Source organism: Streptomyces sp. NBC_01537 (assembly GCF_045040445.1).
In the GTDB taxonomy this organism is placed as follows: Bacteria; Actinomycetota; Actinomycetes; order Streptomycetales; family Streptomycetaceae; genus Actinacidiphila.
Genome location: NZ_CP109392.1, coordinates 1,232,232 through 1,245,699, shown reverse-complemented (window position 1 = coordinate 1,245,699; position 13,468 = coordinate 1,232,232). Strand labels below are relative to the sequence as shown.

Below are 13,468 nucleotides of genomic sequence, written 5' to 3'. Positions count from 1 at the left end.
CGGGCCTCTCGGGCCTCGTCGGGCCTTCTTGGGTCTGTCAGTACGACTTGGGCAGGCCCAGCGAGTGGTGCGAGACGAAGTTGAGGATCATCTCGCGGCTCACCGGGGCGATCCGGCCGACCCGGGACGCGGTGAGCAGCGACGCGAGCCCGTACTCGGTGGTAAGCCCGTTGCCGCCGAGCGTGTGCACCGCCTGGTCGACGGCCTTGGCCCCGGCCTCGGCGGCCGCGTACTTGGCCATGTTGGCGGCTTCGCCTGCGGCCATGTCATCCCCGGAGTCGTAGAGGAAGGCCGCCTTGCGCAGCATCAACCGGGCGAGTTCGAGCTCGATGTGCGCCTGGGCGAGGGGATGGGCGATGGCCTGGTGGGAGCCGATGGGGGCCTGCCAGACCTGGCGTGTGCGGGCGTAGCCGACGGCGGTGGACAGGGCGTAGCGGCCCATGCCGATGGAGAAGGCGGCGGTCATGACGCGTTCGGGATTGAGCCCGGCGAAGAGCTGCAGCAGCCCGGCGTCCTCGTCGCCGACGAGGGCGTCGGCGGGGAGCCGGACGTCGTCGAGGAAGAGCTGGAACTGCTTCTCGGGCGCGGCGAGTTCCATGTCGATCCGCCGGTACTCGAAGCCGGGGGTGTCGCGGGGGACGATGAACAGGCAGGGCTTGAGCTTGCCGGTGCGCGCGTCCTCGGTGCGGCCGACGATGAGCGTGGCGTCGCAGACGTCCACGCCCGAGATGAAGACCTTGCGGCCGGTGAGCAGCCAGTCCGAGCCGTCCCGGCGGGCGACGGTGGTGAGCCGGTGGGAGTTGGAGCCCGCCTCGGGCTCGGTGATCCCGAATGCCATGCGGGCGGTGCCGTCGGAGAGGCCGGGCAGCCAGCGCTGCTTCTGCTCCGGCGTGCCGAAGCGGGCGATCACCGTGCCGCAGATGGCGGGGGAGACGACCATGAGCAGCAGCGGGCACCCGGCCGTCCCCAATTCCTCCAGCACGATGGACAGTTCGGTGAGCCCGCCGCCCCCTCCGCCGTACGACTCCGGCAGGTTCACGCCGAGGTAGCCCAGCGCGCCCGCCTCCTGCCAGAGCTTCTCGGCGTCATAGCCCCGCCCGTGGCGGCGGCCCAGCTCGCCGACCGCCTCGCGCAGGGCCCGGCGCTCCTCGGTCTCCAGCAGAGCGTTCTCCAAGCCGGCGGTCATGACGGCACCTCTTCCTCGACGACTTCGACGACTTCTACGTCTTCCTGTACGACTACGACGGCCAGTACGGCGCCGACCTCCACCTGTTGGCCGACCTCGGCATGCAGCGCGGCGAGCACCCCGGCCGCGGGCGCGGCCACCCGGTGCTCCATCTTCATCGCCTCCAGCCACAGCAGCGGCTGCCCCGCCTCCACCCGGTCCCCGGCCTTGGCGAACCCCAGCCGCACCACGGTGCCGGGCATCGGCGCCAGCAGCGACCCCGGCTCCGTACGCGTCTGGGGCGCCGGGAAGCGGGGCAGCACGGTGAGCGCCACCGCCCCGAGCGGGGAGTCGACGTGCACCCGGTCGCCGTACGTCGCCACCTCGAACGCCCGCCGTACGCCCGCCACTTCGAGCACCACCGCGTCCGGGGCCGCCCGCAGCAGACCCACGTCAGGGTGCCCCTCGGCCACGAGCCCGGCACGCGTCAGGCGGTAGCGGACCTCGTGCACGGCCCCGTCCGGCTCGGCGCGGTAGCTCTTGTTCTGCGGCTGGGACGGGACATTGCGCCAGCCGCCGAGCGGATGCCGGTCGGCGGCACCGGCGAGGGCGGCGGCGAGGGCGGCCAGACGTACGGCGTCCGGTTCGGCCGGCACCGGAACGATGCGCTCAAGGAACGCGGTGGAGAGCCGGCCGGCGGCGAAGTCCGGGTGCCGCAGGACCTGCACCAGCAGGTCGCGGTTGGTCACCGGGCCGTGGACATGGGCCCGTTCCAGCCCCCGGGCCAGCAGGCGCAGGGCCTCGGCGCGGGTGGGCGCGTGGGCGATCACCTTGGCGAGCATCGGGTCGTAGTGCGGGCCGACGGTGTCGCCGTCCCCGTACGCGGCGTCGACGCGGAGCTCCGGGCCCACCCGCAGCCGGTGCAGCACCCCCGTCTGCGGCTGCCAGTCCCGCGCGGGATCCTCGGCGTACAGGCGGGCCTCGACCGCGTGGCCGCCGGGCGCGGGCGGCTCGGGCGCCAGCCGCTCGCCCTCCGCGACCCGGATCTGGAGGGCGACCAGGTCGAGGCCGAAGACGCACTCGGTGACCGGATGCTCCACCTGCAGCCGGGTGTTCATCTCCAGGAAGTACGGCCGCCCGTCCGGGGCGACCAGGAACTCGACCGTGCCCGCGCCCGTGTAGCCGATCGCCCGTGAGGCGGCCTCCGCGGCCTCGTGGAGCGTGCGCCGCAGGTCGTCGCCGATGCCGGGGGCCGGGGTCTCCTCGATGACCTTCTGGTGGCGGCGCTGGACGGAGCAGTCGCGCTCGCCGAGGATCCAGACCGTGCCGTGGGCGTCGGCGAGCACCTGCACCTCGATGTGCCGGCCGTCCTCCACATACGGCTCCAGGAACACCTCGCCGTCCCCGAAGGCCGACGCGGCCTCCGCGCGCGCCGCGGCGAGTGCCTCCTCCAGGGCGGCCGCGTCGCGGACGACGCGCATGCCGCGCCCGCCGCCGCCCGCCGCCGCCTTGACCAGCACGGGGAACTCGCCGGGAGCGGCCTCCAGCACCGGCACCCCGGCCGCCGCCATCAGCCCCTTGGCGCGCGTCTTGGACCCCATGGCCTCGATGGCCTCCGCCGCCGGCCCGATCCAGGTCAGCCCGGCGGCGGTCACGGCGCGCGCGAAGTCCGCGTTCTCGGACAGGAAGCCGTAGCCGGGGTGGACGGCGTCCGCGCCCGCCGTGACGGCGGCCTTCACGATCAGGCCGGCACGCAGATACGTGTCGGCGGGCGCGCTGCCCGGCCCCGGCAGGCGTACCCCCGTATCGGCCTCCCGTACGTGCGCCGCCTCGGCGTCGGCCTCGGAGAAGACGGCGACCGTGGCGATGCCCAGCGCGCGGCAGGTACGGAAGACGCGGCGCGCGATCTCACCACGGTTGGCCACGAGCACAGCAGAGATCACCGAAGGTCCCCTCACATCACATCTCACAACTCACATCCGGAAGACGCCGAAGCCGCCCCGCGCGCCCTCGACCGGGGCGCTGTGGACGGCCGACAGGCACAGGCCGAGCACGGTGCGGGTGTCGCGCGGGTCGATGACCCCGTCGTCGTACAGCCGCCCCGAAAGGAACATCGGCAGCGACTCGGACTCGATCTGCTGCTCGACCATCGCGCGCAGCGCGGCGTCCGCCTCCTCGTCGTACGCCTGCCCCCGCGCCTCCGCCGACTGCCGGGCGACGATCGACAGCACACCGGCGAGCTGCGCCGGACCCATGACGGCCGACTTGGCGCTGGGCCAGGCGAACAGGAAGCGCGGCTCGAAGGCGCGGCCGCACATGCCGTAGTGCCCGGCACCGTAACTCGCGCCCATCAGGACGGAGATGTGCGGGACGCGGGAGTTGGAGACCGCGTTGACCATCATCGCGCCGTGCTTGATGATCCCGGCCTGCTCGTATTCCCTGCCGACCATGTAGCCGGTGGTGTTGTGCAGGAACAGCAGTGGGATGTCGCGCTGGTTGGCGAGCTGGATGAACTGGGCGGCCTTCTGCGACTCGGCGCTGAAGAGCACCCCCTGCGCATTGGCCAGGATGCCGACCGGATAGCCGTGCACCTGCGCCCATCCGGTGGCCAGGCTCGGCCCGTACAGCGGCTTGAACTCGTCGAAGTCCGAGCCGTCGGCGATCCGCGCGATGACCTCGCGCGGGTCGAAGGGGGTCCTGAGGTCCTCCGGGACGATGCCGAGCAGTCCGTCCTCGTCCAGCAGCGGCGGATCGTACGAGGCCGCGGGCGCCGGGCCCTGCTTGGTCCACCTCAGCCGGGCGACGACGCGGCGGGCGAGGCGGAGCGCGTCCGGCTCGTCGAGGGCGAAGTAGTCGGCGAGGCCGGAGATCCGGGCGTGCATGTCGGCGCCGCCGAGCGACTCGTCGTCGGACTCCTCGCCGGTGGCCATCTTCACCAGCGGCGGACCGCCCAGGAAGACCTTGGAGCGCTCCTTGACCATGATGACGTGGTCGGACATCCCCGGTACGTACGCCCCGCCCGCCGTCGAATTGCCGAACACGACGGCGACGGTGGGGATTCCGGCCGCCGACAGCCGGGTGAGATCCCGGAAGAGCGCGCCGCCCGGGATGAAGATCTCCTTCTGGCTCGGCAGATCCGCGCCGCCGGACTCCACGAGATTGACGACGGGCAGGCGGTTGGCGAAGGCGATCTCGTTCGCGCGCAGCGCCTTCTTCAGCGTCCACGGATTGCTGGCGCCGCCGCGCACGGTCGGGTCATTGGCCGTGATCACGCACTCCGTGCCCTCGATCACCCCGATGCCGGTGACCATCGAGGCGCCGACCGGGTAGGCGCTGCCCCAGGCCGCGAGCGGCGACAGCTCCAGGAACGGGGTGTCCGGGTCGACCAGCAGCTCGATCCGCTCCCGGGCGAGCAGCTTGCCGCGCGCCCGGTGGCGTTCCACGTACTTCGGGCCGCCTCCGGCGATGGCCTTGGCGTGCTCGGCGTCGATCTCGGCCAGGCGGGCCAGCATCGAATCCCGGTTCGCTCCGCCCAGCGGATCGATCGGTACGTAGGTCGGATGATTGGCCACGGGCGACAGTCTTCTTCCCCGCCCGGCAGAAAACAAGCACGTGTGCATGTTTTAGTGGGACGCAGCTCTGCGGCCAGGGTCTGCCGGGTGGCGGCCTCACGGGCGATACCCCGAGGGCCCACACGAGACGGTGATACTTGTCGTGGTCGTAGCCCCGGTCATTTCATTAGGGGTTCCAAGTCCCGTTCCTGACCTGCCGTTCCACCCGGACGGCCACCAGGAGGCTCGCGAAGGCCGGAAACGCCCCGTACCACGCCGCTCCGCCGGTATCGGCCGCCCAGGTCCCTGCCGCCATCGCGACGATCGCAGCGGTGGGCAGAGCCCAGCGGGCGACGAGGTGCCTCGGAGGAACCGCTCGTCCGGCTCGTCCGTTCCGTGCTGCCTGTCCTGCCATCGGTCATCGCCCCTTCGGTCGGCGTGTTCCCGCCTACCGGTCAGGACAGCATGGGAGCGCAGGGCGCGGCAGATCACTCACCCAGTGCACAGGTGCGTTCACCCGGCGCACGAGAGCACGCGCCGTGGTTCACGCGGGCGGCGACTTCTCGCCGGCACCGGCGAGTCCTGGCAGTTGCGCGCAGACCTTCTTCAACTCGGTGACGACGTCGCGGATGAAGGGAGTGCGTTGCTTGAGCGTCGTCACGCACACGTCGTGGGTGAGCGGGACGTGGTTGTGCATGATCGGTACCCACTTGAAGTACTGACCGCCCGTGCCGCCGAACTCGTACCCCTCCTTGAAGACCAGTGCCACGTCGGAGGGGACGACGACGACCCGGTCGTCGTGCCCGTGCGCGAGCCGGTCGGCGCGCATGCGCAGGATGTGCGTGGCGGTCTCGTATGACTCCGCGGCTATCTGGAGCGCACCCAGTCCGTGGTCGATGACCGCCTGTTCGAGCAGCTTGCGCGAGCGCAGTTCCAGCGGTGGGGCCATCAGGCGGTAGTGCGGGAGTTCGGTCAGCGGCATGAAGTCGCCCGCGTACGACTGGTCCACCTTGGCCTCCAGCCGGGCCGAGTAGAGCACGTCCGACTGCAGATCAGGGAAGTCCGACGAAGCGGGATGGCCGACGACCAACTGGTACACGCCGTGCCGCAGCGGCACCAGCGCGTGCTGCACGAACGCCGCGTCCCCGCGGTGCCGTTGCCGCAGCGGGAACGTCTCCAACTCCGCGCCGTCCTTGCGCATGACGCTTTCCAGGCGCGCCACATAGTGCAGATGGTGGGGGAGGTGTGCGAGAACCGGGACCGGGGATCGTGTGCTGCTCCGCTCGCTCCGGACCTGTTCGTAGACCGCCAGGACGGTCTCCGCGTGTCGCAGGCACAGGGTGCCGGTCTCCGTGAGCCGGGACGTCCTGCCCCGTCCCTCGAACAACGGCCCTGCGGCGTACCACCCTTCGAGCTTCTGAATCACGTCGCCGATCGCCTGCGAGGTCAGCTTCTCGTTGTGGACCTCCTCCAGCCGACGACGCGCCTCCTCGTGGGTGCCGACTTTCGCCCGGGTGAAAAAGACCGTGTACTCCCACTCGCCGGGCGCGCCGTCACGTATCTGCTCTCTCCCCGCCATGGATCCCAAGGTAAGCGAGATTTGGCTCCCAAGCGCTGGTTTCGTTCGCACCTGGGAGTTCTCCGCCACCGAAAGCCGGGCTTTCATTCCCCAGGAAAGACGCTGCTTCACAGGCCGTCATGCCTGGTCAGAGGGGAGTACAAACAAAGGATCGGGTTCGCAGCCATGCGACGGCTGCGAACCCGGGTTCCAGCACCCTGCGCCCATGACTGGAGACGAAGTGCTGCCTTCCGAAGGTACTGCCAATGAACGGTGGGGACCAGCGGTCCCCTGTATCCGGTACGACCCGGCCACCGGCCGGATCCTGCTGGACCTGCCCCGGCCCAACATGCTGACCGCCGTGTTCTTCGCCAACCTGGCCAATCTGGCGAACGCGGTGCTGCGCTACTACCACCTCAGCACAGCGCCCGCCGCTCGCTGGGTCTACGCGGCCTGCGTACTGCTGGCCCTGATGGCCGGTCAGCTCGCCAGGGGCATGTCGAGGAACGACGACGAGGAGAGCGCTGCCGCCCCGTCCGAGCGCGGGAACGCCGCGAGGAGCCAGCGGACCGACCCCCTCTCCCGGCTGTTCAGCGTCCTGCTCGGCACCGGCACCTCAGTGGTGAACATCGTCAACGGCACCGCGCCGTCGGCCCTGTTGGTCGCCACCGGTGTCATGTGCTCCTTGAGCCTGTACAGCGAGACGGTGGGCTGGGGAGACGGTGCGCGGATCGTGATACCCGTCAAGCGGCGCGGCGGCCAGCTCAACTACAAGCCCCTCCCGTTGCCCAGTGCTCACAGCGGTGTGCTGTTCTTCGGCATGGCGGCCCTGCTCCACGGGGTGCTGGGCCACTTCGGGCTGAGCCTCAGCCCGGCCGCGCCGTGGGCGTATTTCGGATGCGCCGCCCTGGCACTGCTCGCCGGCGAGTTCATCAAGGCGCCGGTGGACGACGACCGCGCCCGCGCGGACAAGCAGACGACCAGGACCCGGATCCCCCGGGGGATCAGCGCCTTCATCGGCACCGGTGCGACGGCCATGAACGTGGGCAATGGCACCACACCCGCCGTCGCGCTCGGCGTCGCGCTCGCGCTGACCTTCATGAGCGTCACCGGCGAGGTGCTGTTCCAGCTTCTCCAGCACGACCGCCCCCAAGTCCCCGCCGTCTCCCCCTCGCCCTCCCTGCGCAAGCAGGGAACCGGCCTTGCCTGAGCCCTGACAGGCCCACCCACCAAGGAGCCGTACGATGATCAAGTCCCCCAACCTGCCGGGCTATCTCGACTACCGCCCGGACGGCCGGTACCTGCGCGTCTGGTGCGCGTGGTGCGTGGAGTGGCATTGCTGCCGGGCCGGTGATCTGCGTCCCGCGCACATCACTCACACCGTGGGCCAGTGCTACGCCCCCGACAGCCCCTACCGGGCGGGCTACGGCATCACCGTCAGCCTGGCGCCGTTCGACGCCGTCGTGCGCAGCGTACGGGAGGCCACGGCGGCCGACCGCAAGGCCATCGTGGCGGGCCGGATCGACCCGGCGATCGCCGCACTGCGCGCGCAGCGTCCCCGGGAAGAGCTGATGCTCTGACCCCCCTGAGTGGAGGGGGTCAGAGCATCAGCTCAGATCGGGCATCAGGACGCGGCGCGTGCCGCCCGGCGGGCCAGCAGCGCCTCGCGCCGCTCGTCGAACTTGACCGCCTGCGCGTTGAGTTCGCCCATGAAGAAGCCCAGCTCCTCCTGTGCCTTTGTCCCGTCCGGGCCCAGCCCGGTGAACTCCAGCACCTTCAGGTGGCGCAGCACCGGCATCAGCACGTCGTCGTGGTGGATCCGCAGGTTGTAGATCCCGCCGATCGCGATCCGCGCCGCCGACCGCTCGAAGCCCGGCATACCGTGACCCGGCATGCGGAAGCCGACGACCACATCGCGGATGGCCTGCATCGCCTGGTTGGGGGCGAGCTCCAGGGCCGCTCCCAGCAGGTTGCGGTAGAAGACCATGTGCAGGTTCTCGTCGGTGGCGATCCGCGCCAGCATCCGGTCGCAGATCGGGTCGCCCGACTCCTTGCCCGTGTTGCGGTGCGAGATGCGCGTCGCCAGCTCCTGGAAGGCGACGTACGCCACCGAGTGCAGCATGCTGTGCGAGTTGTCGGACTCGAAGCCCTCCGACATGTGCGTCATCCGGAACCGCTCCAGCTCCACCGGGTCCACGGCGCGGGTGGTCAGCAGGTAGTCGCGCATGGCGATGGCGTGCCGGCCCTCCTCCGCCGTCCAGCGGTGCACCCAGGTGCCCCAGGCGCCGTCGCGGCCGAACATGGTCGCGATCTCGTGGTGGTAGCTGGGCAGGTTGTCCTCGGTCAGCAGGTTGACGATCAGCGATATCCGGCCGATCTCCGTGACCTTCGACTGCTCCGGTGACCAGGCCTCGCCGCCCATGACGCCGTCGAAGTTACGTCCGTCGCTCCACGGTACGTACTCGTGCGGCATCCATTCCTTCGCGACGCCGATGTGCCGGTTCAGCTCCTTCTCGACAACCTCTTCGAGGGCGTACAGAAGCTTCGTGTCACTCCATGTGTCCGACTCGGTGCGCTGGGACGGGGTGATGGTCACGTTGTGCTCGCTCCTGACGACTAGCTGACACGCACCTACGGATGCGTAGGTTACGCCACCGTAGGTTAAGACGACTCGAAAAGGCAACCGTCGGCCACCCGGCTACGCGTAAAGCTCGCGAAGCCGGACGGACAGGCACGTTACGCACCCCTCCAGCTTCTCGAACTCGCTGATGTCCACAACGACCGGCTCGTACCCAAGGTCCCCGAAAAGCGCCGCGCTTTTCGGGGCGCTCGCGGCCAGGAGCAACCGCCCGCCCCCGAGCAGCACCACATGCGCCCCCGCCTCCTCCGGCACCGGCAGGAAGCGGGGGAAGGCCGCCGGGTCATCCACCAGCGGCGGAAAGCCGATGACGGTTCCGTCCGGCAGCGCCGTGACCGCCGATTTCAGATGCAGCACCTTGCTGACCGGAACGGCCACGACCGTTGCCCCCAGCGGCTCGAAAGCGGAGCGCAGCTGCCGTACGCCCTCCGCGTTCGTGCGCCCGCCACGGCCGACGTACACCGTGTCGCCGACCTTCAGGATGTCGCCGCCTTCGAGCGTGCCGGGCTCGCGCACCCGGTTGACGGACAGGCCGAGGGCCGTGACGGCGGCCTCCGCGCCCGCCGTCTCGCCCAGGCGCGGATCCGCACCGGGGCGGGCGATGAGGGCGACATTGCGGAAGACGACCATCGTGTCCTCGACGAAGACGCCGTCGGGGCAGTCGTCGGCCGGAGCGACCTCGACCGTCTCCCAGCCGTCGGCGCGCAGCACGGCCACGTAGGCCTCCCACTGCCGCAGGGCGAGATCGAAGTCGACCGGGGAGCGGTCGATGTGGGTGACGAGCCCCTCGGACAGGCGCGGGCTGGGGCGGCGGACCAGGGCTTTGCGGCTGGACATGGGACTGAACATGGGACTGGGCATGGGAAGAGTCACTCCCGACGGCGACGGTAGGATCGGCGCTCTGATGAGTAGCGCCACGCTTGTTGCCAAGGATCTTGCCGCAGGACACGGGGACCGTGTCCTCTTCGCCGGCCTCGACATCGTCGTCGCCCCCGGCGACGTCATCGGCCTCGTCGGCCCCAACGGAGCGGGCAAGTCCACGCTGCTGCGCCTGCTGGCCGGCCTGGACACCCCGGAGGAGGGCCTGCTGCGGCTCAGCCCGCCCACCGCCGCCGTCGGCCATCTCCCTCAGGAGCCCGAGCGCCGCGACGGCGAGACCGTGCGGGCCTTCCTCGCCCGGCGTACCGGAGTGGACGCCGCCCAGCAGGCCCTCGACGCCGCCACCCAGGGCCTGATGGACGAGACCCCCGGCGCCGACGACGCGTACGCCGAGAGCCTGGAGCGCTGGCTCGCCCTCGGCGGCGCCGACCTGGACGAGCGCGCCGAGGAGGTCGCCGCCTCGCTCGGCCTGACCATCGGCCTCGACCAGCCGATGACCGCCCTGTCCGGCGGCCAGGCGGCCCGCGCGGGCCTGGCCTCGCTGCTGCTCAGCCGTTACGACGTCTTCCTCCTGGACGAGCCGACCAACGACCTCGACCTGGACGGCCTGGAGCGCCTCGAAGCCTTCGTCAAGGGCCTCAAGGCCGGCACGGTCGTCGTCAGCCACGACCGCGAGTTCCTGACCCGGACCGTCACCAAGGTCGTCGAACTCGACCTCGCGCAGCAGCAGGTGAACATCTACGGCGGTGGCTACGCCGCCTACCTGGAGGAGCGCGAGGTGGCCCGCCGCCACGCGCGCGAGGAGTACGACGAGTACGCCGACACCCGCGCCTCCCTCGAATCCCGCGCGCGCATGCAGCGCGGCTGGATGGAACACGGCGTGCGCAACGCGCGCCGCAAGGCCACAGACAACGACAAGTTGAGCCGCAAGACCCGCGCCGAATCCACCGAGAAGCAGGCCTCCAAGGCCCGCCAGACCCAGCGGATGATCGAACGCCTCGATGTCGTCGAGGAACCCCGCAAGGAGTGGGAGCTGCGCATGGAGATCGCCGCCGCGCCCCGCTCGGGCGCGGTCGTGGCCACTCTGCACGGCGCCGAGGTCAGGCGCGGCGACTTCCGCCTGGGCCCGGTCGACCTCCAGATCGACTGGGCCGACCGGGTCGCCATCACCGGCGCCAACGGCTCCGGCAAGTCCACCCTCCTCGCCGCCCTCCTCGGCCGCGCCGAGCTGACGGCCGGCAGCGCGACGCTCGGCCCCGGCGTCGTCGTCGGCGAGGTGGACCAGGCCCGCAAGCTGTTCTACGGCGGCGAGGCACTCCTCGACGCCTTCGGGGCCGAGGTCCCGGACGTCCCGCCCGCCGACGTACGCACCCTGCTCGCCAAGTTCGGCCTCAAGGCCGTCCACGTCCTGCGCCCCGCCGCCACCCTCTCGCCCGGCGAGCGCACCCGCGCCGCCCTGGCGCTCCTCCAGGCGCGCGGCGTCAACCTGCTGGTCCTGGACGAGCCGACCAACCACCTCGACCTGCCCGCCATCGAGCAGCTGGAGTCCGCACTCGCGACCTACAACGGCACGCTGCTGCTCGTCACCCACGACCGGCGCATGCTGGACGCGGTGGAGACCACCCGCCGCCTCGTGGTGGACGGCGGGCGGGTCAGCGAGAGCCGGGCCTAGGCCAGGGCCTAGGACAGGGTGCCGGCCCCGGAGCGTGACAGCTCGTCGGCGAGGTGGCGCACGACGGCCATGTCGCTGAAGGGGAACAGCTCCTCGCCGATGACCTGGTGCGGCTCGCTGCCCCTGCCGGCGACGAGGACAACGTCGTCCGGGCCCGCGGCGGCCAGCGCGAAGCGGATGGCCTCGCTGCGGTCGGCGATGCGCTCGTACGGGGTGCCGCTCAGGGCGACGCCCGGGGTGATCTCGTCCAGGATCGCGTCGGGGTCCTCGGTGCGCGGGTTGTCGGAGGTGAGGACGCACAGGTCGGATAGCCGTCCGGCGATCTCTCCCATGGCGGCGCGCTTGGTGGTGTCGCGGTCCCCGCCGCAGCCGAAGACGGTGATGACCCGGGCGGTCGCGAAGCCGCCGATGGCGGTCAGGACCTTCTCCAGCGAGTCCGGCGAGTGGGCGTAGTCCACGATCACCGAGGTGCCGAGCGCGGTGGTGTGGCCCTCGAACCTGCCCGGGACCGGCGGCATCAGCCGCAGGGCCGCGATGACCGCGCCCAGGTCGTGGCCCAGGGTGTGGCAGGCGGCGATCGTGGCGAGGGCGTTGGACACCGAGAACCGCCCGGGGACGGGGATGGCAGCCGGGTACGCACGCCCCCGGTGGTGCACGGTGAAGCGGCTGCCGGTGGCGTCCCCGCGCAGGTCGCCCGCCCGGTAGTCCGCCTCGGTGTCCAGGGCGTATGTGGTGACTGCCCCCGGCATCAGCGCCTGGATCGTGGCGCTCACCGGGTCGTCGGCGTTGACGACGGCGCGGCGGCACAGGCCCTGGAAGAGCCGGAGCTTGGCGTTGCGGTAGCTCTCCATCGTGCCGTGGTCGTCGAGGTGGTCCTGGGTCAGGTTGGTGAAGACCCCGACGTCGATGTGGGCATCGTCGACCCGGTGGGTCAGCAGCGCCATCGAGGTGGCCTCCAGGACGACGCCGGCCGCCCCGCGGTCCCGCATGTACCCCAGCAGGTACTGGAGATCCGGCGATTCCGGCGTGGTCAGGACCGAGGGCGGCATCGGCACCATCTCGTCGCCGATGCGGCTGCCGGAGGTGCCGATGACCCCGAACCGCGCGCCCTCGGCGATCCGTAGGACCGACTCGACCATGTACGACACCGACGTCTTCCCGTTGGTGCCGGTGACCGCCATCACGTCCATGGCGCGGCCCGGCTCGCCGTAGTAGCGGGCCGCGATCGCCGAGGCCGTCACCCGCACATCCGGTACGCGCACGACGCAGACCTCGCCGTCCGGTACGCGTACGTCGTCCGCGCCCTCCACCAGGACCGCCGCCGCTCCGAAATCCACGGCGCGCTGGATGGCCTCGGGGCCGCCCTCACGATGGCCGGGCACGGCGATGTAGAGCGCGCCTGGGATCATCCGGTGGGCGTCGAAGTGCATTCCCGCGCTGATCCGGGTACTGGTGTCGCCCTGGAGAACCTGGTGGGCGTGCCCGTCCAGAAGTTCGGTGAGATTCAAAGCTGTCCCCTCGAAGGCGGCACTCCGGTACGCCGATGAGGGCAGGCCGGAAGGCCGCGGTGATGACCATGGACCTGGCTGGCTGTCCGGTACCTGGAGGCAGGCACCCGACTGTCGGGGATCGCGCATGACGTACAGAAATCCGAGCGCGGCAGAATTCGGCTCGGCGGCTCGATGCGCTGCGAGTCTACGCCCGTCGACCCATGTCACCCCACGGTCCGGCGTGGCCGGAGTAGAGTGGTGGTTGCTGAGAGCACTTCGTACGCTGGCTGCCATGCCGGCGTCGTTCTTGGGGTTCGACGACGCCGGGCGCGTGCGAACGGGCCCGGGGACAGGTGCACGCCATGGGCGTGATCACAGAGCCGACGGTCACCGACCGCGCGGCCTCCCCCACAGCGACGAAGCGCGATTCCTCACAACGCCTGCTCGCCCGCGATGCCCGCCGTATGTGACATGCCGTCGCAGTCGCTCACCCCACCGCGGAAACCGCAGAACGC

10 protein-coding genes are annotated in these 13,468 nt (G+C 70.9%); 3 read left to right on the top strand and 7 right to left on the bottom strand.

Annotated features, from left to right (window positions below):
• Positions 1-37: 37 nt before the first annotated feature.
• The 4 genes from OG607_RS05790 to OG607_RS05775 form a co-directional block, all read right to left on the bottom strand.
• Positions 38-1,186: an acyl-CoA dehydrogenase family protein gene (locus OG607_RS05790; RefSeq protein WP_405719636.1), complete on the bottom strand. Its 1,149-nt coding sequence runs from the start codon at positions 1,184-1,186 to the stop codon at positions 38-40.
• Positions 1,183-3,108, bottom strand: a complete 1,926-nt coding sequence (locus OG607_RS05785; protein WP_405719634.1) for a biotin carboxylase N-terminal domain-containing protein — start codon at positions 3,106-3,108, stop codon at positions 1,183-1,185. The genes OG607_RS05790 and OG607_RS05785 overlap by 4 nt, the downstream gene beginning before the upstream one ends.
• A gap of 30 nt (positions 3,109-3,138) precedes the next feature.
• A complete protein-coding gene (locus tag OG607_RS05780) occupies positions 3,139-4,677 on the bottom strand; it encodes an acyl-CoA carboxylase subunit beta (protein ID WP_405736581.1) in 1,539 nt (512 codons plus the stop codon).
• A gap of 583 nt (positions 4,678-5,260) precedes the next feature.
• Entirely contained in the window at positions 5,261-6,295 is a 1,035-nt protein-coding gene (locus tag OG607_RS05775; RefSeq protein WP_405719632.1) for a hypothetical protein, read from the bottom strand.
• A 205-nt stretch (positions 6,296-6,500) separates the two neighbouring features.
• Between OG607_RS05775 and OG607_RS05770 the strand changes: the two genes are divergently transcribed.
• Positions 6,501-7,484 (top strand): hypothetical protein, encoded by a 984-nt coding sequence (locus OG607_RS05770; RefSeq protein WP_405719630.1) that lies wholly within the window; start codon positions 6,501-6,503, stop codon positions 7,482-7,484.
• Positions 7,485-7,518: 34 nt separating this feature from the next.
• Positions 7,519-7,854 carry a hypothetical protein gene (locus OG607_RS05765; protein WP_405719628.1) on the top strand — a complete coding sequence of 112 codons (336 nt, stop codon included), beginning with the start codon at positions 7,519-7,521 and terminating at the stop codon, positions 7,852-7,854.
• Positions 7,855-7,898: 44 nt separating this feature from the next.
• Here the strand turns inward: OG607_RS05765 and OG607_RS05760 are convergent, their stop codons facing one another.
• Both OG607_RS05760 and ddaH read right to left on the bottom strand, forming a co-directional pair.
• Positions 7,899-8,870, bottom strand: coding sequence for an acyl-ACP desaturase (locus OG607_RS05760; protein WP_405719626.1), 972 nt, complete (start codon positions 8,868-8,870; stop codon positions 7,899-7,901).
• A 102-nt stretch (positions 8,871-8,972) separates the two neighbouring features.
• A complete protein-coding gene (gene ddaH / locus OG607_RS05755) occupies positions 8,973-9,749 on the bottom strand; it encodes a dimethylargininase (RefSeq protein ID WP_405719624.1) in 777 nt (258 codons plus the stop codon).
• Positions 9,750-9,816: 67 nt separating this feature from the next.
• On the opposite strand from ddaH, the gene OG607_RS05750 reads away from it, so the two are divergent.
• Positions 9,817-11,463, top strand: a complete 1,647-nt coding sequence (locus OG607_RS05750) for an ABC-F family ATP-binding cassette domain-containing protein (protein ID WP_405719622.1) — start codon at positions 9,817-9,819, stop codon at positions 11,461-11,463.
• Positions 11,464-11,471: 8 nt separating this feature from the next.
• Here the strand turns inward: OG607_RS05750 and OG607_RS05745 are convergent, their stop codons facing one another.
• Positions 11,472-12,971, bottom strand: coding sequence for a UDP-N-acetylmuramoyl-L-alanyl-D-glutamate--2,6-diaminopimelate ligase (locus OG607_RS05745; protein WP_405719620.1), 1,500 nt, complete (start codon positions 12,969-12,971; stop codon positions 11,472-11,474).
• Positions 12,972-13,468 lie beyond the last annotated feature (497 nt).